The organism is Trichocoleus sp. ST-U2, from assembly GCF_039961875.1.
In the GTDB taxonomy this organism is placed as follows: domain Bacteria; phylum Cyanobacteriota; class Cyanobacteriia; order Cyanobacteriales; family FACHB-T130; genus FACHB-T130.
Genome location: NZ_JAMPJY010000016.1, coordinates 94948 through 120249, shown reverse-complemented (window position 1 = coordinate 120249; position 25302 = coordinate 94948). Strand labels below are relative to the sequence as shown.

The 25302-nt window shown below is 47.8% G+C and carries 17 protein-coding genes; 10 read left to right on the top strand and 7 right to left on the bottom strand.

The window, feature by feature from the left end; all coding sequences use genetic code 11:
* On the top strand, positions 1–204 hold a 204-nt coding region (locus NC996_RS13270; protein ID WP_190682505.1), incomplete at its 5' end, for a transposase.
* Between the two features lie 99 nt (positions 205–303).
* On the opposite strand, the gene NC996_RS13265 is transcribed toward NC996_RS13270, so the two are convergent.
* Complete coding sequence (locus tag NC996_RS13265; protein WP_190682503.1) at positions 304–4971, bottom strand: CHAT domain-containing protein; 4668 nt, start codon at positions 4969–4971, stop codon at positions 304–306.
* 199 nt (positions 4972–5170) lie between these two features.
* Positions 5171–7042, bottom strand: coding sequence for a tetratricopeptide repeat protein (locus NC996_RS13260; protein WP_190682500.1), 1872 nt, complete (start codon positions 7040–7042; stop codon positions 5171–5173).
* A 481-nt stretch (positions 7043–7523) separates the two neighbouring features.
* Here NC996_RS13260 and NC996_RS13255 point away from each other — a divergent pair, with 481 nt between their 5' ends.
* Positions 7524–8318, top strand: coding sequence for a DUF2993 domain-containing protein (locus NC996_RS13255; protein WP_190411320.1), 795 nt, complete (start codon positions 7524–7526; stop codon positions 8316–8318).
* 185 nt (positions 8319–8503) lie between these two features.
* Entirely contained in the window at positions 8504–9796 is a 1293-nt protein-coding gene (locus NC996_RS13250) for an amino acid permease (protein ID WP_190682497.1), read from the top strand.
* Between the two features lie 36 nt (positions 9797–9832).
* Here NC996_RS13250 and NC996_RS13245 read toward each other — a convergent pair whose 3' ends face one another.
* From NC996_RS13245 to lepA, 3 genes are all read right to left on the bottom strand, one after another.
* A complete protein-coding gene (locus NC996_RS13245; protein WP_190411322.1) occupies positions 9833–11224 on the bottom strand; it encodes a UDP-glucose/GDP-mannose dehydrogenase family protein in 1392 nt (463 codons plus the stop codon).
* Between the two features lie 108 nt (positions 11225–11332).
* Entirely contained in the window at positions 11333–12292 is a 960-nt protein-coding gene (locus NC996_RS13240) for a UDP-glucuronic acid decarboxylase family protein (protein WP_190411323.1), read from the bottom strand.
* Between the two features lie 292 nt (positions 12293–12584).
* On the bottom strand, positions 12585–14396 hold the full coding sequence (gene lepA, locus NC996_RS13235; RefSeq protein ID WP_190682494.1) for a translation elongation factor 4: 1812 nt from the start codon (positions 14394–14396) through the stop codon (positions 12585–12587).
* Between the two features lie 752 nt (positions 14397–15148).
* On the opposite strand from lepA, the gene NC996_RS13230 reads away from it, so the two are divergent.
* From NC996_RS13230 to NC996_RS13210, 5 genes are all read left to right on the top strand, one after another.
* On the top strand, positions 15149–15379 hold the full coding sequence (locus NC996_RS13230; RefSeq protein ID WP_190411356.1) for a type II toxin-antitoxin system CcdA family antitoxin: 231 nt from the start codon (positions 15149–15151) through the stop codon (positions 15377–15379).
* Between the two features lie 128 nt (positions 15380–15507).
* Positions 15508–16842 carry a GAF domain-containing protein gene (locus NC996_RS13225; RefSeq protein ID WP_190411325.1) on the top strand — a complete coding sequence of 445 codons (1335 nt, stop codon included), beginning with the start codon at positions 15508–15510 and terminating at the stop codon, positions 16840–16842.
* A gap of 645 nt (positions 16843–17487) precedes the next feature.
* Complete coding sequence (locus tag NC996_RS13220) at positions 17488–18138, top strand: DUF3386 domain-containing protein (protein WP_190411327.1); 651 nt, start codon at positions 17488–17490, stop codon at positions 18136–18138.
* A gap of 130 nt (positions 18139–18268) precedes the next feature.
* Entirely contained in the window at positions 18269–18511 is a 243-nt protein-coding gene (locus NC996_RS13215; RefSeq protein WP_190411328.1) for a NifU family protein, read from the top strand.
* 150 nt (positions 18512–18661) lie between these two features.
* The gene (locus tag NC996_RS13210; protein ID WP_190682491.1) at positions 18662–20893 is read left to right on the top strand and encodes a glycoside hydrolase; all 2232 of its coding nucleotides are present in this window, start codon (positions 18662–18664) and stop codon (positions 20891–20893) included.
* A 47-nt stretch (positions 20894–20940) separates the two neighbouring features.
* On the opposite strand, the gene NC996_RS13205 is transcribed toward NC996_RS13210, so the two are convergent.
* Positions 20941–21612, bottom strand: coding sequence for a GNAT family N-acetyltransferase (locus tag NC996_RS13205; protein ID WP_190682488.1), 672 nt, complete (start codon positions 21610–21612; stop codon positions 20941–20943).
* 125 nt (positions 21613–21737) lie between these two features.
* Entirely contained in the window at positions 21738–22814 is a 1077-nt protein-coding gene (rtcA, locus tag NC996_RS13200) for an RNA 3'-terminal phosphate cyclase (protein ID WP_190682484.1), read from the bottom strand.
* A 59-nt stretch (positions 22815–22873) separates the two neighbouring features.
* On the opposite strand from rtcA, the gene NC996_RS13195 reads away from it, so the two are divergent.
* A complete protein-coding gene (locus tag NC996_RS13195) occupies positions 22874–23752 on the top strand; it encodes a Tab2/Atab2 family RNA-binding protein (RefSeq protein ID WP_190682482.1) in 879 nt (292 codons plus the stop codon).
* Between the two features lie 201 nt (positions 23753–23953).
* Positions 23954–25270 (top strand): TldD/PmbA family protein, encoded by a 1317-nt coding sequence (locus NC996_RS13190; RefSeq protein ID WP_190411333.1) that lies wholly within the window; start codon positions 23954–23956, stop codon positions 25268–25270.
* Positions 25271–25302 lie beyond the last annotated feature (32 nt).

Here is a 25302-nt window from a genome sequence, read left to right as displayed (position 1 = left end):
TATCGTTGGATTCTCGAACTCGTGTTGCACTCGCAAACCGCCCAAGGCTTTGAGCTGTTGCCTAAGCGATGGGTGGTTGAGCGTACCTTCGGTTGGTTCCACTGGTGTCGGCGTTTGAGTAAAGATTACGAGATTCTGCTGGAAACCTCCGAAGCGTTCATCTATGTTGCCATGATCCGTCTCTTGCTTAGACGATTGGCATAACTTAGACGGTTGGCATAATCTTTGACTTCTCAGACATCCTCTCAGTCCTCAGTCCTCACCTCTCAGCCCTCAGTTCTCAGTCATCCCTCCTGCCTTCTCCTACCAAGGGTTGCCAATCAACGTGAAAGCTGCCCAGTAGAAAGGATGCTCAAGGCTTCTATTTCCCAGTCCAGCCATTGAGGGTGGCAAGGGAAAGCTGCCATTGAGGGTGCGGAGTTGACCTTCCTCTAAGCGCACTTTGCCCTTGAGCATTGCCACCTGTGCCTGACGCACCGCCTCCGCCTTGATGGGCGCTTTTTTCAATTGTTCGTAGAACTCTGTCATCAGCCCCAAAGTCCCTTCATCGCTGACGTACCAGAGACTCGCTAGAGCTGACTTAACGCCTGCCTGCACTGATAACCCGGCAAAGCCTAACTCTGCCTGTTCATCTCCCAAGGCTGTGCGACAGGCACTTAGCACCAGCAATTCTACAGGAGGGTCATTCCAACCTAACTCCCGCAGCTGATCCAATCTCAGCTTGGTGTCCCACAGCTGAATATAGGAATTGCTCGGGTTCCCTGACTTAAATTCCCCATGCGTGCCTAGGTGAACAATTCCGAAAGGTTCTTGCTGACGCTGCGCCTTAAGATTTTTCAGAGTGAAGGCATCGTTGAGGAAAGATTTACCCGACCATAGGGAAGAGGCGATAATGGACAATTCCACGGGCACGGCGGGTAAGGGGTTTTGGTTAGTAAATTTGGCTGCTCCCATTGCCAGGACTTGGGTTTTTTTAATATCCCGGTAACGAGTATCGGTTAGGCTGAGACTCGGCATGAGTCCGACGCTGTATTTTTCCACTAGGAATTGTTGACCGTCATGGAGGGCAGCAACCGGAAGACTCCGCAACCCTGTATCCATAAGGAAAACCAAATTATCGATCTTGCTAGCTTCTAAATCAGCTTTTACGGGTGCTATCAACCACTTATAGAGTTGTTGGGAAGAATTGAGGTAACGGTTTGTTTTAAGCGGCTTAGTGATTTCTGAGCGAAATTCCTGGGCGACTTTGAGAACTTGACGGCGTGTTACCCCTGTGACTCTCCTGCGAATTGGTGGCTTTTTAGCTGTCACAATGACGAGTTCGAGTTGATCGTTATCCTGCGGCAAGGGATTGTTTGACGATTGAGCTGGAAGTTGAGCTAGCTGATTTAGGGCTAATCCCTGAGAGTTGAATTGCCAAAGAATATCTAATTGTGGCGCGGGATAAGGGAGTTGACTTTTATCTGCTGCTGTTCCTGGTGTAACTGTTGCAGGCACAAAAGCAACATAAATGAGTGCCGGTTTCACTCCAGTTGCTTTCTCAATTTCGTTAAGAATTTCACGCGCCTCATCCAAGGTTTTTAAGGGAAGATCGGGAGCGAGTCCCAAATATTGCTGGAATTGCCTTGTAAACTCTTGGTCGATTTGAGCAACAACTGGATCGATTTCGACTGAGGCAAGGGTTCTCGTTGCCGGTATTCGTGTCAGTGGCGTCTCCTGCGGTGGTGATAATTCGCTGGAAAGTGGCGCTGGGGAAGGTGTTGGCGTGGGAATTGGTGTGGGGATTGGCGTGGGAATTGGTGTGGGGATTGGCGTGGGAATTGGTGTGGGGATTGGCGTGGGAATTGGTGTGGGGATTGGAGTTGGAATTGGCTCAGCTACATTGATGGTGAGCTGTTGCGGGGCGGAGAAGGAAACGCGATCGCTCGCACTAATTGTAAAGGCATTGAGCAAACCAGTCGCACCCGTAGGCGGTGTGTAAACTAAAACATCGCTCAACGACAAAATGGTTCCCGGTACGATGACGGTACCATCTTGTTTGGTCAGCGTTCCCCCATTAATGGCATCAATGCGTATTGAGGTAAAATCGCTATTTGCATCGGTTATAGATAGATTTAAACTCGCAACAGTGAATGTAATCGACTGATTTTGTTGAGTATCCGTTAGCAGAGTATTTGCGGTCAAAGTCGGTGCTTGGTTAATAAAGGTTATCTGAATACCATCAACACTAGGATTGCCCACCTCAAAGGTATTGTTATTGGGAATCAGAGTATCGATAGATGGAATGGTTTGTGCAGGAGAAATCAGCTCCCCATTCCCACTACTTCCACCCGTATCAATCGCTCCCGCCGTACCGTTGTTAGTCGCATCGCCGACGATAAATTGAAAGTTATCTTGCCCCCCATCATGTTGGATGATAACAGAGCCTCCTTGGGTCACTCCACTGGTGAGGATGGTTGCTGAAGTGCCGCCAATTATATTCAGTCCCTTAACAACTCCTAGGGAAGATATTGTGACATTACCACCGCTGAGTGAGCCATCGATTCCATCTACTTGTTCTTTAGCTTGGGTATTTATCGTATTAAAGGTAATATTGTCATCTGTTGTTAAGCTAACTAACCCACCTAATGCATTAGTAACCAGATCGGGAAAATCTGGATCGGGAGGGGGGGGATTAACAGTAGCAGAGGAATTAATGTTGCCGGTGATTATATCGTCCTTAGCTGTGAAGTTGACCGCACCCCCTGTAGCAACGATGGGGTCAGTAGCAGAGGAATCAATATCGCCGGTTTGAATACTACCTTGGGCATCTAAGGTAACTGAGCCGCCTATCGCATCGAATAAAGTGGCACCACCACTTGTTTGGCTAACAACAGCAGAGGAATTAATGGCATCTGTTTTAAGATTGCCTCCAGATGTTATCTTGACGTCACCCCCTGTAGCTCCTGGATTATCTCCAAGGAAAAATATGTCAGCTTCTGCAAAAGAATTAATTGTGCCTGTAGTGATGTTACTGCCAGCTTCTAAAGTGACTGCGCCGCCTGTAGATTGAAAATAAGAGGTGGAGGAGGAATTGATATCGCCATTAACTGTAATTGTGCCGGTGTTAGTAGTTAAACTCACCAGACCACCATCATTATTATTATTAGAGGAAGTAATATCACCTGTAAGAATGTTTCCATTAGTGGCATTCAGGATGATACTTCCACTGTTCGCGTATAAGTTAGAGGTGTCTAGATTGCCGGTAGCGATCGCGCCGTTGCTACTGGTGAGTTGAATCTTCCCGAACGGACCAAAACCAGGAGGAGGATCGATCTTAATATTTCCAACAGTGATACTTGCTCCGGAAATTGTTATATCTCTTCCATTGGTTCGGATGGTGTTCGCCGTATTTTGCATCACAAAAGAACCAACCTTATCACCATCAGCGTCTGCCGTAAAAGTGATTGACGTAGCAGGCCCGCCGCCGAAGTTCAGAGTTCCGTCACTTGTAAGATCGTTGATAGTGATGTTGTTAGTCGCTTGCAAAATCACATTGCCAGAGGCGGAGGCATTTTCCAGTTCGGTTTCCGAAATGATGAAATTTGCAGGAGCATCACCCTCAAGAATTGTGCCATCGGCTAATTCAACGTCTTGCGCTCCCGGACCCGCACTTTGATCTGTTACCGTGATATTGAGTGGATCAAGTAGTAAGGTTCCCGCCTTACCTTGTGGCGCAAGCGTATCCACCTTACCTTTGAAAGTTAAGCTTTCCTTGCCTGAAACTTCCACAAATCCGCCGTCGCCGGAATTTTTGCCGCCACGAGCGCTGATATTGCCGTAAAATTCAGTTGCCTTGTCAGACCAAACGATCGCACGACCCCCATTACCGTTGTTCTTGCTATCGACATCGATCGAAGAATCTGGACTGATATATGTTCTAGAGGCATTTGGTACTGTGCCCTTCCCTTGATAATCGCCGCCAATTAGCACCGTTCCGCCGCCAAGACTGCCGGAAGCGTTGATGTTGGCACCCACCAAACCTACTTTGTCGCCGAGAACTTGCACTTTACCGCCAGTCTGACCTGAGGCGTCCAGATTTCCAGACACAATCGCAGTTCCTGTATCGGTGGGGATTGCAACGCCAGATCCCGTCAGTACCACTTGACCTTTGCTATTAACGGTGAGTTGAGTCGCATTCCCAACTTTCCCGCCCGTCAGCAACTGCGGTACGGATTGAGGATTAGGAATGGGGGATTGGGGATTAAAATTCTGAGTCGCTACCTCCAAACTGAGTATGTTTCCAGGTTGACTAATCCGCACGGATTTTCCGCCGGAAACCCCTGCCACAGTAATATTTCCTTCTGGTGCCAAAATTTGCCCGGTATTAACGATAGTGCCACCGAGAAAGGTGAGATTTTTCCCCTGTCCTACTGCTAAGTTTCCAGCGTTAACGATGGCACCGGGTTGAGGAGTCGTAAAAGCAAAAGTGCTGGGATTTCCTTCTAAAGCGGCATAATTATTGTTACCAATCGCATTAAACCAATTATTGCCAAAGCCGATACTGTTGGCGGTGGTGGCAGTGAAAGATGCAGGCACATTTAGACTAGCGTTGTTGCCAAATACAATTCCGGCTGGATTCATCAAAAATAAGTTGGAGTTGCCGCCAGTGACTTGAATTAAGCCATTAATGACGGAGACATCTCCACCCACAACTCGACCGAGAATATTCTGAATGCTGGGGGTGGATAGGAAGTTGGCAATCTCACCTTGATGGAGATCAAATTGATTAAAGCTGTGGAAGAGATTCTCACCTTGGCTTGATAGCTTACCGCCAGTGATGTCGAAGCGATCGCCATTGACGTTGACAAGGGTACCAGTGCCATCAGCAGCCGGAATGATGGGTTGTGCCAATGCTTTTTCTAAGCTGATGATCCCTGCTAGAGGCAAGGCTGCCATCACTAAGCTAACTTTTCTCACTAAGGGTTTCATAATTGCTCTCTCTTCCAGATATTAAGAAATATTGAACAACCAATCGCAGTTCTGCTTTGCCGAAGTCACTACGTTTTTGTTTACACGGGTTGTTCCTTTAACCAATCGCTAACTGTGATGTACTTTCTGGACAGTTATTATACTGCTGTTATAACTTATCTCAACCAGGATTGTCTTCAGGAAATAAAAACAACCAAGTCTAAGAAAAAAGTTTTTTTAGAAGAATTTGATGAGACTTATGGATGAATTTAATTTTATCGGAAAATACTGCTATAAAAGCGTCTATCCCCACCTTGGTATTTTGAAAAGTATTTTTTGCAAAAATAAAATCATAATCGTCAAAAATGATCGTGCCGCCTACTTTGACAAGCGCCCAACTTAAAACTGCATCTTCCAGAACATCGCTGGCTAGGTGGGAGCCATCAATGTAAACTAAATCATAAAAATCCAAGGGTAACGAACGCAATATTCGTTGAGATTTACCTACTATTTTTCGCACCTTTTCCGCTGCACCTGTACGATTTATATTAAAGTTAAAACGCTCTTCTATAGAGCTTAGATAGTCACGCTCATATCTTTGATGTTCCAAGCTACCTCCGAAGGTATCTATACAGGTAATTTGGCTAGAACTCTCTATCAAAATATTTTCTAAAAACCAGCAAGTAGATCGTCCCTCCCAACTGCCTATTTCTAAAATATTTAATCCAGGTATTTTAGATAAGGGTTTAACATGCTCATTCAAAATATCAAGGTTGCGGCTAAACCAGTCTGTAGAAAATTGATAACCTTTCAATATTGTCTCAATTTGATAACGAGCTTTTGAAAATTCAGGCTTGATTGTTAAGAGTTTACGGTAATAGCTCATTGCCTCGGCAACTCTACCCTTTTGCTGGAAAATCATGCCTAAATCGTAGTAGGCTTCAGGAAAGTCAGGTTTAACTTCCAGCGCTTTCTGATAACAAGCGATCGCTTGTTCAATCTGTTCTTGCATCCACAATCTTGCTCCCATTTTAAAATAGGCTTCAGCTAAGAGGTTTTGCGATCCCTGGTAGTTACTTATATCCCCTTGAACAGAGAAAAGTTGAGCAGATGTCTGCAAATCGGCGATCGCTTCTGGATAGTTACCCAATTTAGAATGGGCATTTCCCCGGTTATTGTAGGCGGCGGCAAAGTTAGGATTAAGCTGCAATGCCAGAGTATAATCGTCAATCGCTCCTTGACTATCTCCTAAATCGAAGCGTGCGACACCTCGATTAGTGTAAGCTTCAGGAAAATTAGGATTGATATTCAGCGCCTGAGTGTAATCCTCAATTGCTTCTTGACCATCGCCAAGTCTGGAGCAAGTATTACCCCGATTGTAATAAGCAACAGCATCATGGGGATTGAGATGCAAGATTTTGCTATATTCCTCGAAAGCTTTTTGATGGTAGATTTGCCAAATTCTCTGTACTGTTAAATGCCTTTTCTGGTGGTGATGTCTGTAAGTTTGGGCTTCGTGCTGTCTCCAGATAATCACTTGTTCAGCAACAGAAATCCCGGTTTGACCAGAGAGGAATAAGCTTAAAAATAAAGTGCCAGTTGAGAGATATTCGGTTTGCACTAGGTTGAAGATGCGGGGCAAGTCTTGTACCCAGTCTCCAATCTTGAGGCTGAAGCAGGGAGGGCAGAATTTTAAATTAGCGATCGCTTCTCGAAATAATTCATTTCCCTGCTCTTGATAAATTGGGGAAGGCACATCCTTGAACTGCCCGATAACTGCTGTATAAGGTAATGCTAATGATGCATTGAGAAAGCTTGGTAAACTCTCTAGCGCCTCATCATCCCCATCTAGAATAAATACTTGTTTTACATTTTCTCTTTTTGCATCAGCCAGAGCCTGTATCAGCGTAGAAGCTGGCCCTTTATGCTCTAGTCGTCTAATTTGGCATCTATTTTTAACAGCAGCCAAATCAGGAAAAATATTGCTTCCATCATCGTATACAACAATATCAAAATCTCCCTGAATCGAACGGATAGCCCGTTCTAGATAGGGATAGCTAGGATCGTAATATCGAATAATGATCCGTGTCATCGCCGTCAACTTAAGAATACAGAACAGTGTTCATACCACACCAGTCGCTCAAAATTCCCCTAGTCTGAGTCACGATGCTTTCGTTGCCACACTCCAAGTAATTTTCGTGTATCTGTCATAAGGAGTAGGGAAGCCCTGCCCTTACTGGCATCGGAAGACTCTAGAGATTGTGAAATTTAATTGTCTCCAATGATACTTTGCAACTTTTGGCAGTAATCTGGGATCTTCAGCCCAGAGTCTTTGCAGCACCTAGTGATGTTGTAGGCGATCGCGCATCAAGAGGGCGATCTGCTCACATCTGCGACTCTAATTGTTGTAACTAATTGGAAAATTCAGAAAATTCTATCAATCGCGCCATTTTCCGGCTGATAACCTTAAGCAGTAGGCTCTCTGGGGTTCTCTCTGTCTTAGGTCTTCTTGCTTATTTGTTAATATTTTGTTACAAACAAGAGAGTAAGCACTCTTATGGACGCGAAACATTATGTTAGGCGGCCTTACTGGTTTCACAAACAATACTGGCACTGATTGGGGAGAACGCCTCCTCAATACAGTCGCTAGCAAGACTATTCGCCACATGTTTACCCAGAGTGAGTCTGTGGAAGTTGCTGTTCGCTGCTATCCCTCCAGCAAGCTTTTGCAGGGCAGTATTGACAGCTTCAAAATGAGCGGTAGTGGTCTTGTGATTCGCCGCGAGTTTCGCACCGAGGAGATGTCGTTTGAGACAGACGCCGTCTCGATTGACTTCAGTTGTGTAATGCAAGGTCAGATTCGCCTTAAGCAACCCACCCAGGCAGTTGTACAGGTGACGCTAACCCAGGCAGATATTAACCAATCCTTTCAGGCAGAACTGGTGCAGAAGCGCCTGCAAGATATTTCCACACCAGCTTTGACAGATTTATCTGGCGGTCAGTCCGTTTCCTTTACCGAAGTCCAAGTACAGCTGCTGCCCGAAAACCAAGTGCAAATTTTTGCAAAGGCAGATTTGGGCGAAAAAGGATTGGTGCCACTCAGCATGAAATCAACCTTAAGCGTGGAACGGCGGCGTCGCATTCGGTTTAAAGATCCCCAATTTCAACCAGAGGCGGTTCCAGAAGAATCACGGGAAATTTCTCAGACCTTGACATCGGCGTTTGCGGAAATTTTAGATAACATGGTCGATTTGGATCGCTTTAATCTCGACGGCGTAACCATGCGAATTAACCGCTTGGAAACCCAAGGAGATAAGCTAATTTTCAGTGGCTATGCCCAAATCGAGCGCGTTCCCAATAACCCTTGATTTTAGTCAATCGTCATCGGTTAGTAGGCAATCGCAGGGTCAGAACCGCGTTAAAAGGAACAGGGATAAGGAGCGGTGGTTGAACACCCCTTTTCTATCCTTAATTCGTAAAGGTCAGCGATCGCACAACTGTGCCTTAACCTCTCAGCCTTAGGATAACAGTAGTGTTATCTGGGAGATGTCTTGTGACTGCTGGAACCTCACCCCCGCAGCTTCAGAGAGAGTTAGGGGTTTTGGGTGCCACGATGATGGGTCTGGGTTCGATCGTAGGCACGGGCGTGTTTGTCAGCATCGGCATTGCCGCCGGAATCGCAGGACCGGCGGTAATTTTGGCGAGCGCGATTGGAGCCGTCGTGGCAACCTGCAACGGTCTCAATAGTGCCCAGTTAGCAGCGAATCACGCCGTCAGCGGTGGCAGCTACGAATATGGCTACAAGTATCTCAATCCGAGTCTGGGTTTTACCGCAGGCTGGATGTTTCTTTTGGCAAAAACTGCTTCAGCAGCAACGGCAGCTTTAGGTTTTGCTGGCTACTTGCTGAATGCGACGGGTTTGTATGGGCGGGGATTTCTGATTCCCACGGCGCTAGCTGCGGCGATTTTAATGACTTTAATTGTTTTGAGCGGGATTCGCCGCTCTAATCGCGTCAATATTGCCATCGTGTCGGTGTCGCTGCTCTCTTTAATTTTCTTTGTCCTTATCTGTCTACCCCGCGCCACAGAGGTTGGTACAGAAAATCTCACGCCATTTTTCAAAGGTTCTCCGGCGACGGTACTTCAAGCCAGTGCGCTGATGTTTGTGGCTTACACGGGTTATGGAAGGATTGCCACGTTGGGCGAGGAAGCACGGGAACCCCGGAAGACAATTCCAATCGCGATGATTGTCAGCCTGGGGGTGACAATGCTACTTTACATGGCAGTGGCAACGGTTGGCATTGGGGCGGTCGGGACAGAAATTTTGGGCAAAGCAACCCAGGCACAGGCAGCACCCCTGGAGGTGGCAGTTCGCAGCGTTGCCGGTTCAAGAGGTGCGGCGATTTTATCAATTGGTGCGATCGCGGCGATGCTGGGGGTACTATTAAACTTGATTTTGGGTTTGTCCCGCGTGCTGCTGGCGATGGGAAGACGCGGGGATATGCCCAGAATTTTGGCACGGCTAAATCGGCAAGGAACGACACCCGATTTAGCGGTGGTCGTGGTAGGAATTGCGATCGCTCTTTTAGTTCTGCTTGGCAATGTCAAAACGACTTGGTCGTTCAGTGCCTTTAACGTCTTGATTTACTATGCAATTACCAATCTGGCAGCATTAAAAATGCCAGATTCAGAACGGCTCTATCCCAAATGGATAGCCTGGGCAGGTCTAGGATCTTGCCTGTTCCTGGCTTTCTGGGTAGAGCCGCAAATCTGGCAAATGGGTCTGGGATTAATTGTCGCTGGTCTAATCTGGCACCAAGTCAGGCAAAGAGTTAGGGAGTTATGAGTTAATAACTCATAACTCCCTAACTCAAAACTTTTCCTAGCGACCAACACCGATGTATTGGAAACCGGCGCTTTCTATTTCCTTCCGGTTGAGGAAGTTACGACCATCAATCATCACCGCGTTGTTCATCAGCTTAGACATTTTGCTGTAGTCTAGGGTCTGGAACTGCTGCCAGTCTGTCACCAACACAAGGGCGTCACAGCCATCAGCCAGCCGTTCGGGATCGGTTTCCACCATCACGCCGGTTAACCCATGACGCATCCCAGTTGAAGAAACAATTGGATCGTAGGCTTTCACTTTCGCTCCCAGCCGGTTTAGTTGCTCGATGAGATTGAGCGCTGGAGCATCGCGCATATCATCGGTATCGGGTTTGAAAGTCAGACCTAGCAATCCCACCGTTTTGCCTTTGAGGATTTTTAGCGCCTGTTGCAGTTTTTCGATCGCAATCACGCGCTGGCGCTGGTTGACACTCACAGCAGATTTGAGCAGTTGAGCTTCATAGCCGTAGTCGTCCGCGGTATGAATCAAAGCCGAGACATCTTTCGGGAAGCAGGAACCACCCCAGCCAATCCCAGCTTGCAAGAACTTGTTACCAATCCGAGAATCCAAACCGATGCCCTTAGCGACTTGGGTAACATCAGCACCAACGCGATCGCAAATATTAGCAACTTCGTTGATAAAGCTGATTTTGGTTGCGAGGAAGGCATTGGCGGCGTACTTAATCATCTCAGCAGAGTTGATGTCTGTCACCACGACGGGCACTTGCGGTAAGGATTTGTCTTCTGCCACCTGGCGCTCGACAATGGGAGCATAGAGTTCCTGCATCATGGCGATCGCTTTCGGATTGGTGCTACCCAGCACAATCCGATCCGGGTTAAAGGTGTCGTAAACCGCCGAACCTTCGCGCAAAAATTCTGGATTGCTAACAACATCAAACTGAGGAGTTGTTTCTAGTGTCAACTCCTCGGTAACAACGCCACCAGCTCCCACTAGGGACTTTTGGCGTTCCAGAACGCCATCAAGTACAATCATCCGCACCCAGTCCCCAGAACCAATTGGCACTGTGGATTTATTCACAATGACTTTGTAACCACCGTCAAGATGAGCGCCAATTCCACGGGCAACGGCTTCAACATATCTGGTATCGCTTTCACCATTTGCCAAAGCGGGCGTCCCTACTGCGATGAACAAAATTTCTCCATGAGCCACTCCAGCACCCAAATCGGTAGTGAACTCAAGATGCCCCGACTGGGAAGCCGATTGCATAATTTCTGACAGTCCTGGCTCATAAATCGGGGACTGTCCCGCCTTCATCAACTTGACTTTTTCTTCGTTATTGTCAACGCAGATGACATGATGTCCAATATGAGCAAGACTGGCACCCGTGACCAAGCCAACATATCCAGTGCCAATTACGCAAACACGCATAGGAGTAAACCTCAAAAAAATTGGAATGACAGTTCTGGGGGTACGATTCTGTTGGGTAGTCCTTTGTTAAAAGTCATTGATAATTAACTTTTGACAAAGGACTCTAATTCACGAATCGCTGTGGATGCGATTCTCCGGCAGAGAAGCTAAGCGATCGCGAAAATCTTCTATAGTCAGTTGTAACCCTTCTTGCAAGGGTATTGTTGGCTCCCAATCCAGCCAAGTCTTTGCCCGCGTGATATCCGGACGCCGTCGGCGAGGATCGTCTTCTGGCAGTGGCTCAAGCTTAATCTTCGAGTCTGGGTTCACCATCTTTTGGACAGCCTCAGCCAGCTCTAAAATCGTATATTCATCGGGATTCCCTAAATTAATCGGTCCCGTATGCTCGCCATTCATCAGCCGCATCAGCCCTTCCACTAGGTCTGAAACGTAGCAGAAACTTCGGGTTTGCGAACCATCACCATAAACCGTTAGGGCGGTACCCCGCAGAGCTTGCACTACAAAGTTGCTAACCACTCGACCGTCATTTTCTAACATTCGAGGGCCGTAGGTGTTGAAGATTCGCGCGACTCGAATTTCTACATGATTCTGGCGATAATAGTCAAACGCCAGTGTTTCTGCAATTCGCTTGCCTTCGTCATAGCAGGAGCGAATTCCTATCGTATTGACATTACCGCGATATTCTTCAGTCTGGGGGTGGATTTCAGGATCGCCGTACACTTCTGACGTGGAAGCCAAGAGTAATCTCGCCTTCACCCGCTTTGCCAGTCCTAACATATTCAGTGTACCCAGGACATTCGTTTTCACGGTCTTTACTGGGTTGAACTGGTAGTGTACTGGAGAGGCGGGGCAAGCTAGGTGATAAATTTGCTCCACTTCCAAGCGTATCGGTTCGGTGATGTCGTGACGGATTAGTTCAAAATATGGATTATCCAGCCACTTCAGGATGTTGCGTTTGTGTCCGGTATAGAAGTTATCGAGGCAAATGACTTCATGCCCTTGCGTCATTAGCCGGTCGATCAGATGGGAACCGATAAAACCAGCACCACCTGTGACTAAAATTCTCATCTGGCAATTGAGTCTTTTAAGAGTTGGAATCCATCTTAGACTAACCTTGCCATGCGATGGTGTCCAGATGTACCTGCATTTTCAATAAATCTTTGAAGATATCGATGAAGATAATGTAAAGATTAGCGATCGCTTCTCGGCATTCATTTCTTCGCCTCAAGTTCCTTCCTTTCCTACTCTCAGCCTGAAATAGTACCCTATGTAAGAAGCCAAGCTACGAAAATACGCTGGATTCCTAAGCTTAGCTTAAAAATCCAGCGTAAGTCTCAATTCAGTAGTTTCAATCCAAGCGCTACTCTTGATCCAGGCGCAACACTGCCATGAAAGCTGATTGCGGTACATCAACCGTCCCAATCGACTTCATGCGCTTCTTCCCTTTAGCCTGCTTCTGCAACAACTTTTTCTTTCGAGAAATATCACCGCCGTAGCACTTGGCAAGCACATCTTTTCTCAAAGCGGGGATATGTTCGCTGGCGACAATCTTACTGCCAATCGCGGCTTGAATCGGAATCTTGAACTGATGCCTGGGAATCAGTTCCTTCAACTTTTCTGTCAAACCACGTCCTACGTTGTAAGCCTTATCCCGATGCACAATCATCGCCAAGGCATCAACGGGGTCGTTGTTGATTAAAATATCTAGCTTAACCAGGGGATTTTCCTGATAGCCAATCAAATGATATTCCATACTGGCATAGCCGCGAGTTCTGGACTTCATTTGGTCAAAAAAGTCCGTCACCACTTCCGCCAGGGGTAACTCATAAGTCAGCGTGGTTCGCCCCTGCGTTAAATACTTCATATCTTTGAAGACACCACGCCGGTTTTGACATAACTCCATCAAAGTCCCCACATAGACTTCTGGGGTAATCATGTCTACCTTGACATAAGGCTCCTCAATTTTTTCCCGCTCGTTCGGCGGCGGTAGGTGGCTGGGATTATCAATGTAAACTTCCTCTCCCTTATTGGTAATCACACGATAGACCACCGAAGGAGCGGTGATAATCAAATCTAAATCGTATTCCCGCTCTAGACGCTCTTGGACGATCTCCATGTGCAGCAAGCCCAAGAAGCCGCAGCGGAAGCCAAACCCCATCGCGCTGGACGTTTCCGGTTCGTAGTTCAACGCTGCATCATTTAATTTCAGTTTTTCCAGGGCTTCCCTTAAGTCTGGGTATTGGTCAGCATCGGTGGGGAACAAGCCGCAAAAAACCATCGGCTTCGCTTCGGTGTAACCGGGCAATGCCTCGCTAGCAGGGGTATTCGCTAGGGTAATGGTGTCGCCCACGCGAGCATCTTCCACCGCTTTAATTGCCGCTCCTAGGTAGCCCACTTCTCCGGCGTGCAGTTCGTTCACCGGCTTCTGAGTCGGGGAAAGGATACCCAATTCGTCAATTTCATATTCTTTGCCGGTCGCCATCAAACGAACGCGATCGCCTTTTTTGACCGTACCATCCATCACCCGGAAGTATACAATTACACCCCGATAGCTGTCATAGTAACTATCAAAAATTAAAGCTCTCAGCGGTTGGGACACCGTATCTATCGGCGGCGGGACTAAGTGAACGATCGACTCCAGGATCTCGTCAATCCCAAGCCCTTCTTTTGCAGAAGCGAGAATTGCACCGCTACAATCCAGTCCGATAATTTCTTCAATTTCTCCCTTTACCCGATCTGGCTCAGCTCCAGGGAGATCGATTTTATTTAATACTGGAATAATTTCCAGATTATTCTCAAGGGCAAGATAAACATTGGCAAGCGTTTGCGCTTCCACCCCTTGAGAGGCATCCACTACCAAGAGTGCGCCTTCGCAAGCGGCGAGGGAACGCGACACCTCGTAGGAAAAGTCTACGTGACCAGGTGTATCAATTAGATTTAGAACGTACTGTTGACCATCCTTGGCGGTATAGTTCATTCGGGCAGCTTGCAGCTTAATCGTAATGCCGCGCTCCCGTTCTAAATCCATATTGTCCAGGAACTGTTCCTTCATCTGCCGATCTTGCACCGTGCCCGTAAACTGCAAGAGGCGATCCGCCAGAGTGGATTTTCCGTGGTCAATGTGGGCAATGATCGAGAAATTACGAATGCGAGAAACAGGTACGTCAGTCATAGCCAAACAAAAAGGCACGAACGGCAATTGAAAAGTTCAGCGGACTTCAAATATTGTAATGTTTCCGATGCCCAGGCAGTTAGGACAGCCGCAGATATGTCCTAACTGTCAACGTGAAACAATTCTTTAACTTTGAGTAGGACAGTTACCGCCTTCGATGACTATACAGTAGAAAATCTGCGCGGTTTACCTAAATCAGAGACAGCGATAAAAATAGATGCAGGACTGAGGACTGAGGGTTGAGTAGGGAGGACAGAGGACTGAGAGTTGAGGAAGGAGGACTGAGTAACTGTCAAACAGTCAGTCAAGCGAAGCGATAACCATTTAATTTGGCATGGGAGGGTGATGAGAACACAGCAAAAGGTATTGTGAATCTAAAGACTTAAAAAGAAATCTTGTGTATTCAAGTAGATTAGGGCACATTGGAATTAAATCCATGCAAAAACTGCTCTGATGAAAAACCTTTAAAAAAAGGGTAATTTTCTGATGAGAGAACGACTTCTCTACCGAAAAGTGGCAATGCTTCAGGAGCAGCCGTCCTCACCAGAAAATAGAGCGCTATTGCCAACTAGCAGTTAGCGCCCAGAGAATGTCAGAATGCATACTAGGGATCGGAATTGCAAAATTTTGTTGCCCATTAGGATAGGAGCTGCATTCTACTGACTGCGTTGCTTGCATCAGCAGTTAGCATGGAAAGACGGCGCATCCTCTTCCGCGTTGGTTTTGCTTGGAAATGTCATCACTGCACTGATATGAACGATCGGGCCAGATATTCTCAGGGTTCAGCCGAAAAGGTGGAAATTTCTATCCACCTTGATTCTGAACTGTTAGCACAAATTAAGCACCTGACCAACGATCCGAGTAAGGTCATTGAGACGGCAATTCGGCAGTGGCTTAGAGGTGAACGAGATCGAGATGATGAACTGACTCGGAACCTAGAGAGGAATCCGCCCGTGCCTCCAAGAGGGGAATGGAACGATTAATGCAAAATAAAGAACACTCTAGATGTAGACTTTAGCCGCAGGGCAAGTCTTTTGAGGTTGTATCTATCACAGAAAACGGCTGGTAATCATTAGCTTCTTCTCCTTTTGCAGTTTACAGGTATACTCTGATGGCGGCTCCTGTTAATGTCTCACTGCCAACTTTCGAGTCAACTGTGTCAAGTCCAGATCAGTACCAAAAACTGCTGAGTCAGATTGCTAGGAATATCCGTCGCACGCTCGATCTAGATACCATTTGGCAGCAAACGGTTAGAGGGCTAGGAGAAGCGCTTAACGTTAGTCGCTGCATCATCTGCAACTACGAAAGTTCTAAGCCCAAAGTGCAGGTGGTGGCGGAGTATTGCCAGGAGACGTTTCGGTCGATGCTGGGACAACAGTTACAGCTTGCCGAGCAACCCTACCTAAGGCAAGCACTGGAGACACAAGGCGAGCCAGTTGTGGTAGAACAGGCTGGGGTGAATGCGTTTGGGCAACAATCGGTATTAGTCGTTTCTACCTGCTATCAAAACCAGCCAAATGGCGTCATCGCTTTGCAACAGTGCGATCGCACTCGGCGATGGAACGATGCCGAAGTTGAGTTAGTTAGAGAACTGGCAGATCAGGTGGGAACCGCGATCGCTCACGCCACCCTGTATAAAGAATTAGAAGAAGCCCGCGAACAAGCAGAAGAAGCTTCTCGCCTTAAATCAGAGTTTCTGGCAAATACTTCCCACGAACTTCGGACACCGCTAAACGGCATGATTGGCTCCCTGAAGCTGATCCTAGATGGGACGGTAGACGAGCCAGAAGAGCAACTGGATTTTATCCAAGATGCTTACCGTTCAGCTTTACATCTCCTCAACCTGATCAATGACATTCTCGATGTCGCCAAAATTGAAGCAGGCAAAATGGAGCTGGAACTGGGACAGGTGAAGCTGGAAGAACTATTCGGGGATGTTGAGGAATTTACCCAGAATCAGGCGCAGCAGAAAAACCTGAGCTTATGCATTCAAATGCCATCTACCTACGATGAAATTATCCTGTATGGCAACTACCAGCGGCTGCTCCAGGTGATGTTAAACCTGATAGGGAATGCAATCAAATTTACCCATGAAGGCGGCGTCACGGTCAGTGCCGAGGTCAGTAAAAAGAAACTTAAGTTTGGAGGACAGGAATGTCCAGGCGTCGTGAAAGTCCAAGTCGCCGATACGGGGATTGGCGTCTCCCTTGACAAGCAAGACAAACTATTTCAATCATTTAGCCAGGTGGATGGCTCTCGCACTAGACAGTACGGTGGTACCGGATTGGGATTGGCAATATCTCAAAGGCTGGTAGAAGCAATGGGTGGGGTCGTAAACTTCTACAGTATGGGCGAAGGTCTGGGTTCAACAGTTACGTTCACCGTGCCTCTGTATCAAGAGCCGGTAATGATTTCAACGCAACAGACAGGTTCGATGGATTGTTAATGTAGGTGCTACTTTCGGGGATTGATGAAATTGGATTGAGTTGGCTCTACCAGTTGAAAGCACAAACAAGCTGCTTGCTGGTAGTTTCAGGCTCTACGATGAAATTTCGAGAAAGCAAGCACGCCAACATAGCCTGCGAGGTCAACAGGATTCTATGACTGAGCCAATTTCCGAACCGTACCAAAACTTTGAACCAAATTGCTAACAGGAGCGATCGCACACTCGATCTAAAAGCGATTTTCCAGCAAACGGTTGAAAGTTTGGGAAAAGCATTGGACATAAGCCGGTGCCTTAGTTTCAATTGTTCGGTAAAATGAATGGCTCTCACACAACTCCCGGTGCGGGTACGGGACTCGGACTCACAATCTCTCAAAAGCTGCTCGAAGCAATGGCTGGCAATATTCATGTTCATCGTACGGGGAAGGACTCAGCTCAACAGTCATGGTCACTGTACCCCTGTATCAAGCTCCAGTAATGATTACTACGCCACAGACGGGTTTAATAGAGCTATTAATCTAGGTGGGTACAGCGACGCTATCGGGTTTTTCTGCTAACCCCAGTTTTCAGAGAATTGTGTCGCCAAAGCGTGTCACTACTCTGCAAAGATTTTTACACTAGGAAAGAAGTTGATTAAAGTAAGAGTCTATGACTGAGCAAGCAAATGCTCGTGACTTGTTTCGGGCTGCCTACGAAAACCGCTACACCTGGGATACTAATTTCCCCGGATATAGTGCTGATGTAGAACTCAAGCAAGGTGATGAAGTCTACAAAGGCAAAATTCGCATCAACAGCGACATGACTGTTGAAGTTACCGGCATCGAAGACGAAACGGTGCAAGAGAGCATCTATACTCAGCTCAGGGATATTGTCACCCACCGCAAGCGGGGGTCTTTTGACAAAGCTCACGGCAAGAACGAATTTAACCTGGGGGAAACGGACGCCAGCGGCGCTACGGAAATTCTGGTTAAAGGCGATGCGATGGGATCTAACTACAAAATCCGAGGCACTGAAATTTGCCAGGTGAGTCGGGTAATGGGTCGAATGGCATTTGTCATCGATACCGCTGAAAGTTTAGACACCGGAGAAGGCTACGCCGCCAGTCGCTACGATGTTGTCTTCCGAAATCCTCAGACAGGTGAATTGCTCAGAGAAATGCAATTTGAGGATACCTTCGAGAAAGTCGGCGATTACTACGTGATGACCAAGCAGGTAATTCACGCGAATGAGCAAGGTCAAAAAACGACCACCGAGTTCAACTACGCGAACGTCAAGTTACTGGAACCAGCAGCGGTATAGGCGGTCCGCGTTACGATACCCTCTCGGCTGTCCCCAGTGTTCTCCATTTTCGCGATGAGTTTTTATCTCTGCGTGAACTAGGATCAACATAGCTGCAATAGAAAGAAAGATTCGATAAGGTAAACTAACCATGTCACAAACACTGGCCCTGACTTCAGAAAACGTCGAACAAGTTTTGGATGAACTGCGCCCTTACTTAATGTCCGATGGTGGTAACGTTGAGCTGGTAGACATCGACGGTCCAGTCGTGAAGCTACGCCTCCAAGGAGCCTGCGGATCTTGCCCTAGTTCAGCAATGACGCTGAGAATGGGAATTGAGCGCCGCTTGCGTGAATTTATCCCCGAAATTGCCGAAGTTGAGCAAGTCCTTTAAAGGCAAAAGGTAAAAGGCAAAAGGCAAAAGATTTTTTCTGATTTCTTTTGCCTTTTTAGTTTAATTGAACCAGTCTTTTCAAAGCCAAAGGCAAAAGAAATAAAACAGATATTTCTTTTGCCTTTTTAGTTTCTACTATTTACTTTTCCTATGCCCCATCCTCTCTATATCTCTTTCATCTGGCATCAACATCAACCTCTGTACAAAAGCCGCGCAGTCAATCAGTATCGTTTACCGTGGGTGCGGCTGCATGGGACGAAAGATTACCTAGATTTAGTGCTGCTGCTGGCTCGTTATCCGAAGCTGCATCAAACGGTTAATCTCGTGCCATCTTTGATTTTGCAGTTAGAGGATTATGTTGCTGGCACGGCGATGGACCCGTACTTAGCAGCAGCTTTGACGCCGGAACAGCAACTGAGTGATGAACAAAAAAGATTTATTATTGAGCATTTTTTTGATGCCAATCACCATACTTTAATTGACCCTCATCCTCGCTACGGAGAACTGTACGGGCAACGTCAAGAAAAGGGGGAAGAATGGTGTTGGACAAATTGGAATCCGCAAGATTACAGCGATTTGCTCGCTTGGCATAATCTGGCGTGGATCGATCCTTTGTTTTGGGACGATCCAGAGATTGAGGGCTGGTTGAAGCAGGGAAGAAACTTTACTTTAAGCGATCGCCAGCGAATTTTCTCTAAACAACGAGAAATCTTGAGTCGCATCATTCCGCAGCACCGGCAGATGCAAGAAGCGGGGCAACTGGAAGTATCGACAACGCCCTACACGCACCCAATTTTGCCCTTACTGAACGATACCAACTCCGGTCGGGTGGCGGTGCCCAACATGACCTTGCCGAAGCAGCGCTTCCAGTGGGCTGAAGATATCCCCAGACATCTCCAAAAAGCTTGGGATATGTATAAAGATCGATTTGGGCAAGAACCGCGTGGTTTGTGGCCTTCAGAACAATCGGTTAGCCCCGAAATTTTGCCTTATATCGCCAAGCAAGGATATAAGTGGATCTGCTCGGATGAAGCCGTCTTAGGTTGGTCTAAGAAGCAATTTTTCCATCGAGACGGCGCGGGGAATGTCTACGAACCCGAATTACTATATCAACCTTATCGGCTGCAAACCGAGTTCGGCGACTTAGCGATCGTGTTTCGGGATCACCGATTATCAGATTTAATTGGCTTTACTTATGGAGCGATGGAACCGCGCCGCGCCGCCGCCGACTTAGTCGGGCATTTGGAAGCGATCGCTCGCACCCTGAAACACCGCCAGCAAGGAGGCGGTACAGCCCTAGAACAACCGTGGCTGGTCAACATTGCCCTTGATGGCGAAAACTGTTGGGAACACTACCATCTGGATGGTAAGCCCTTCTTAGAAGCTCTTTATCAAACGCTGAGCGACCACTCAGAGCTGAAATTGGTCACGGTTTCGGAATTTCTAGACCAGTTCCCTCCCAAGGCAACCATCCCCGCCGAGCAGCTGCACAGCGGCTCTTGGGTCGATGGCAGCTTTACAACTTGGATTGGCGATCCTGCCAAAAATCGCGCCTGGGATCTCTTAGAAGATGCGCGGAAAGTCTTGGCTAGCCATCCAGAAGCAACCGAGGAAAACAATCCAGAAGTTTGGGAAGCTTTGTACGCCGCAGAAGGTTCCGATTGGTTCTGGTGGTTTGGCGAAGGTCATTCCTCAAACCAAGATGCCATGTTCGACCAGCTGTTCCGGGAACACCTGTGTGCGATTTACCAAGCTTTAAATGAGCCGATCCCGTCGAACTTGCGCCAACCCGTAGAAGCTCACGAAGCGCGGGGAGACCATCGACCCCAAGGCTTTATTCATCCCACCATCGATGGACTGGGTGACGAACAGGATTGGGATCGCGCTGGTCGGATTGATGTGGGCGGATCGCGGGGTACGATGCACAAGAGCAGTGCCATTCAGCGTCTTTGGTACGGCGTGGATCACCTTAACTTCTATCTACGGCTGGACTTCCAGACCGGCATTCAACCGGGTAAAGGCTGTCCGCCAGAGTTGCATTTGCTGTGGTTCTATCCCAACCAAACAATGCACAATAGCCCCATTCCGCTGGAAAATTTACCTGACGAAGCGCCACTGAACTATCTGTTCCACCACCATTTAGGGATTAACTTACTGACTCACACGATTGAGTTTGAGGAGGCTGGGGAACATCTCAAGTGGCATCCTCGGTTTAGCCGCGCTCAAGTGGGTTTAAATAAGTGTTTGGAAGTGGCAGTTCCTTGGGCAGATTTGCAAATCGGTCCAGATTTTCCGCTGCGGATGGTAGCTATCTTAGCGGATGGCGAACGGTTTAGTAGCTATGTGCCTGAAAATGCCTTGATTCCGATTGATGTTCCTTAAGAATTCAATCGCAAAAATCAGGGATTTTACAAAAATCCCTGATTTTTCTAACTTTGATACCGCATAACTGTCCAAACATTTCCACTAATTAGGGTATCTAGTTGGAAAATGTGAAAACTTGATTTGAGAGGCTGTGAGATTTCTTGCCAAGGAACAATCGTAAAGCCAAGTTGCGAATAAAATCGTACTAATTTAGGCTTACAGACTAAATAGAGGGGATGGGTCGCTTCTTGAACAAGACGCTTCACTAGATAGGAACCCAGGTGCTGGCTGCGCCAAACAGGTTTCACAAATAAGTAATACAGCATAGAGTGCGTACTGTAGCCGTTTATTTCACCGCAAGCTACTAAGCTTCCATTACATTCAATGACCCAGAACCGCGACCAATTGACAAAAGCATAGGTAAAAATTGAGAAGAAAAATAGAATAAAGGAAGCTGCTAAACAAAGAGTAACAATAAAAAGAAGTGAAAGGATAAGAAACAAAAGAATTCCGAGCATGAAATTAGAAGCAAGAATTTTGATAATTTGTATGATTGCCAGCATGAAAAAAGTCAAGGCAATCAAAATTAGGAAATTGAAAGATAAAACTCTCAAATCAAATTTTAAAGCCTCAGATTTTGTGAATTCTAATAATAATTGCTGAATTAACCATTTTTCTTCCGCACGGGCTGGTCGGAGAACACACCCTGGTGGCAATGAAGGAGGTAGGTCAGCCATTAGTCCATTTTGTTGCAGCAGTGAACATCAAAGTCTGCGGCGATGAGGGCAATATTAGCAGTATGGGAGCCGTTGTCGTGTTTAAATTAACTGGAAATTTAGAAGCGATCGCTAACTATCCCTACTCATCTATCAGGGTTGGGTGTTACCGTCACCCGACGATCGACTTCATCAATCGTTATCGATGCCAAGCCAAACTGCTCAATCACCCACGCATTGGTCGTTAGGTGGGTGCTAATCTCCGCCACTCGGTATTGACTCGTCGAGTCAGCTAAAGCCGCTGGCAATAGCAACTGATCCCCCAGGTGTACATCGACGGGTGCGCCAGTGTTATGAAAATCCAGCAACTCCTGACAAGCCATATCGGCAACTTTATCAGCTGGCAGTCCCAGACGTCCCAAAGCACCAAAGAAAGCCTTGCTATTCTCGTACTCAGCGGTGAGGAAAATCCCCGCCCCCGGTGCGATACCCCTTTCCCGTAAGGGTTGGACAGTGGCTTTGAGATCTGCCTGATGCAACACATTCTCGGCGCGGCTAGCCATCCGTTGGGGAATGTGGGAAGGAAGTTGTGTCACCACAGCAATCCCCCGCACCTGCTGAAATTCTCCAGGTTCCAGAAGGCTAATCCCTCGCAATGGTTGGATTTCCCTGTTCTTACCCCTAACGCCCCTACCGCTAACGCGAAGTTCCACTTCTCCTTGGCCTTGGGGATACCACCCCCAACTGCGTATCCTCACCTCAGCTTCCACTCCCATCTGACGTAACAGAGGCAAGTAGACTTGCTCGATGTAGGTATAAGCGGGACTATAGGCGACATGGGTGCCGCCGCGCAGCGTCACCTGCGATTCTCCCTGCGCGATCGCTAAGGGCAGCAAAATTGTCTGCAAAACCAAAGTGACAGCACCCGCCGAACCGCCTTCTTGTGCTTCGGTAACATCAAACGTGTATTTTCCCGGTTGGATTGAATCACCCGGAATAAACTCTAAAGCCGTTGAACCCAACGTATCCCCTTGCACTTTCGCTCCACAGATGGCAGCAGTGGCACGCACAGCCGTTAAGTGTTGGGCAGCGAGTCCGGGCTTTTTGCGTCCCGCCCGAACCCGCCCGATTCGGATCGGATGACCTGCGATCGCCGCCAGGCTGAGGGAAGTCCGTAAAACCTGTCCGCCGCCTTCTCCGTAGGAACCGTCGATGTAAATCATGAGTAAAAGGATGCTTCAAACGTATTATGAAGGAAGTGACCAGATTTTAACGGCGCGGCATGGGAACAGTTTGGGAATTAGATTTTTATTCGCGTCCAATTTTGGACGAACAACAGAAAAAGATTTGGGAATTATTGGTGTGCGAAAGTCCATTGGATATCCGCACCAAACCTGAGTCCCTGTTTCGTTACGCCGAGTTTTGCCCCAATAGCACGGTAAATTCGATCTGGCTGCGAACGACGTTGGAAGAAGCGATCGCTAGGGCAGCTGAACCTCCTCAAAAAATCCGCTTCTTCCGCCGCCCGATGACCAAAATGATTGTGAAAGCCTGCGATGAGTTGGGCATTTCCGCTCAGCTGAGCCGTCGAACTTTTACACTGTATCGGTGGCTGCAAGAGCGGATGCAGGACGTTTATCCCCAGCAACCAGGCTACCAAGGAGTTGCCCCGAATCCCTCTGTCCAATACCAACCCCAGCCGCCCCAACCTTTACCGGATGCGCTGGTTGGGCAAAAGTGGGCATTTGTAACCTTGTCAGCGGAAGCCTTTGAGGAAATGCACGAGTGGGACATCGGCTTTCGAGAAGCTTTTCCACTTATTGGATTAGGAGATTTCGCGCCTTTGCTACCGGAGACGCAGATTCCAGGGGTGGTGATTTTCTCTCCCAGAGCAGTACCGATGGCTGGCTGGATGTCGGGAATTGAACCGGCGTTCCTGAAATTTAATCGGAACACACCGCCTAGATTGCTTTTAGAGACGGGTGAGAGTAATAGCTGGATTTTGGCAAGTATCAAAGATTCAAAAACTTTGACGGAAGCCGAAAACTTTGAGGACGCCAAGCGAAAAGCTGGGATGTTGCATTTTTTAGCGATTCAGTCCGATCCGCAATCAGAATCCTTTGCGGGTTTTTGGCTAATGCAAGAATTGCCTCTGAGTTAAATTGATTCCAAAGTAAATCTTTCGGTTTCGCAACCAGACTGGGAGAATAGAAGACAAAGACATCAAAAAAGGCTCTCAGACAAGCATAAAAGTCGGAGTAAAAGCGCGGATGTTGAGACTGAGCGACAGAATTTCGCACTTTCTACTTTGACTTTATGAGGGCGTCTTGGCGGTTCCATCAATAAATTCCACGGTCAGAATATGGGTTTTAACGATTTACCACAAGAGACGCTAGCAGAGCAGTTATTGGAGTTAGCCACTCGTTCTGGAGCCGAGGCAGCGGAGGTTTATCAAGCGCGATCGCTTTCTCGTCCAGTTTTTTTTGAAGCCAACCGGCTCAAACAACTGGAAAGTGCCCAATCAGAAGGGACGGCGTTGCGGCTGTGGCGAGAAGGGCGTCCGGGTTTAGCCGTTGCTTATGGCCCTGTGGAACCGCAAGCACTGGTAGATCGAGCGATCGCTTTGTCGGCACTCAACGGAGTGGAAACCGTGGAATTGACTGAGGGGCGGGCATCTAAGTATCCCGACTTGGGCGAGTTTATGCCCGTCGAGGAGCTGATATTAATGGGCAAAGAAGCGATCGCCCTCGTCCGAGATGCCTACCCAGAAGTCCTCTGCACCGCTCAATGGGAATGCGAAGCAGAAACGACGCGCCTTGTCAACACCAAAGGATTGGATTGTCGCTATACCGATACGACCCTCAGCTGTTATCTGGCAGCCGAATGGGTACGGGGGGATGATTTCTTGAGCGTTGGCGATGGACAAACCCAGCGGGATAGCCTCGATCCGGTCGCCTTGGCAAACCAAATTTTGCAGCGGTTAGCGTGGGCGAAAGAAAACATTTCACCCCCCATCGGTCGCGTGCCCGTGTTATTTACCGCCAAAGCAGCGGATATGCTTTGGGGAACCCTCTCAGCTGCACTGAATGGGAAACGAACCCTTGAGGGGGCTTCGCCGTGGAGCGATCGCTTGGGCGAACCCGTGACTTCAAAAGCCCTCACCATTACCCAAAACCCAGAATCTGGGCCGTTTAGCTGTCCTTTTGATGATGAAGGCACGGTCACGCGGAATCTGGAATTTATCAAAGACGGCATTTTGCAGCTGTTTTATACCGACCGCACGACCGGACGCCAGCTGGGTAGCGGGACTACTGGAAACGGGTTTCGTCCCGGTTTAGGTAGTTACCCGACACCGGGGCTATTTAATTTGCTGATTCATCCGGGAACTGGGGATCTGCTGAGCTTAATGCAGCAGATGGGTGATGGGCTGGTAGTAGATCAGATGCTGGGAGGCGGTTCTGGGATTTCGGGGGACTTCTCGATTAACGTTGACCTGGGCTACCGGATCAAGAACGGTCAGGTGGTCGGCAGGGTAAAAGATACGATGGTGGCAGGTAACGTATACGCAGCCCTCAAGCAGCTAGTGGCATTGGGAGGCGACGCCGAGTGGAATGGTTCGGTCTATACCCCATCTCTGATTGTGGAAGGGCTGTCTGTCACCGGCAAAATGCTGAGTTAATCCGAATCGAAGACTGGCTAATTGCCCGTTAG

Excerpts from the sequence above, each read along its gene's own strand:
- NC996_RS13265 (WP_190682503.1), bottom strand. The coding sequence starts at position 4,971 with ATGAAACCCTTAGTGAGAAAAGTTAGCTTAGTGATGGCAGCCTTGCCT.
- NC996_RS13260 (WP_190682500.1), bottom strand. The coding sequence starts at position 7,042 with ATGACACGGATCATTATTCGATATTACGATCCTAGCTATCCCTATCTA.
- NC996_RS13245 (WP_190411322.1), bottom strand. The coding sequence starts at position 11,224 with ATGCGTGTTTGCGTAATTGGCACTGGATATGTTGGCTTGGTCACGGGT.
- NC996_RS13225 (WP_190411325.1), top strand. The coding sequence starts at position 15,508 with ATGGCGGCTCCTGTTAATGTCTCACTGCCAACTTTCGAGTCAACTGTG.
- lepA (WP_190682494.1), bottom strand. The coding sequence starts at position 14,396 with ATGACTGACGTACCTGTTTCTCGCATTCGTAATTTCTCGATCATTGCC.
- NC996_RS13190 (WP_190411333.1), top strand. The coding sequence starts at position 23,954 with ATGGGTTTTAACGATTTACCACAAGAGACGCTAGCAGAGCAGTTATTG.
- NC996_RS13220 (WP_190411327.1), top strand. The coding sequence starts at position 17,488 with ATGACTGAGCAAGCAAATGCTCGTGACTTGTTTCGGGCTGCCTACGAA.
- NC996_RS13255 (WP_190411320.1), top strand. The coding sequence starts at position 7,524 with ATGTTAGGCGGCCTTACTGGTTTCACAAACAATACTGGCACTGATTGG.
- NC996_RS13240 (WP_190411323.1), bottom strand. The coding sequence starts at position 12,292 with ATGAGAATTTTAGTCACAGGTGGTGCTGGTTTTATCGGTTCCCATCTG.
- NC996_RS13230 (WP_190411356.1), top strand. The coding sequence starts at position 15,149 with ATGAACGATCGGGCCAGATATTCTCAGGGTTCAGCCGAAAAGGTGGAA.
- NC996_RS13210 (WP_190682491.1), top strand. The coding sequence starts at position 18,662 with ATGCCCCATCCTCTCTATATCTCTTTCATCTGGCATCAACATCAACCT.
- NC996_RS13205 (WP_190682488.1), bottom strand. The coding sequence starts at position 21,612 with ATGGCTGACCTACCTCCTTCATTGCCACCAGGGTGTGTTCTCCGACCA.
- NC996_RS13195 (WP_190682482.1), top strand. The coding sequence starts at position 22,874 with ATGGGAACAGTTTGGGAATTAGATTTTTATTCGCGTCCAATTTTGGAC.
- NC996_RS13215 (WP_190411328.1), top strand. The coding sequence starts at position 18,269 with ATGTCACAAACACTGGCCCTGACTTCAGAAAACGTCGAACAAGTTTTG.
- rtcA (WP_190682484.1), bottom strand. The coding sequence starts at position 22,814 with ATGATTTACATCGACGGTTCCTACGGAGAAGGCGGCGGACAGGTTTTA.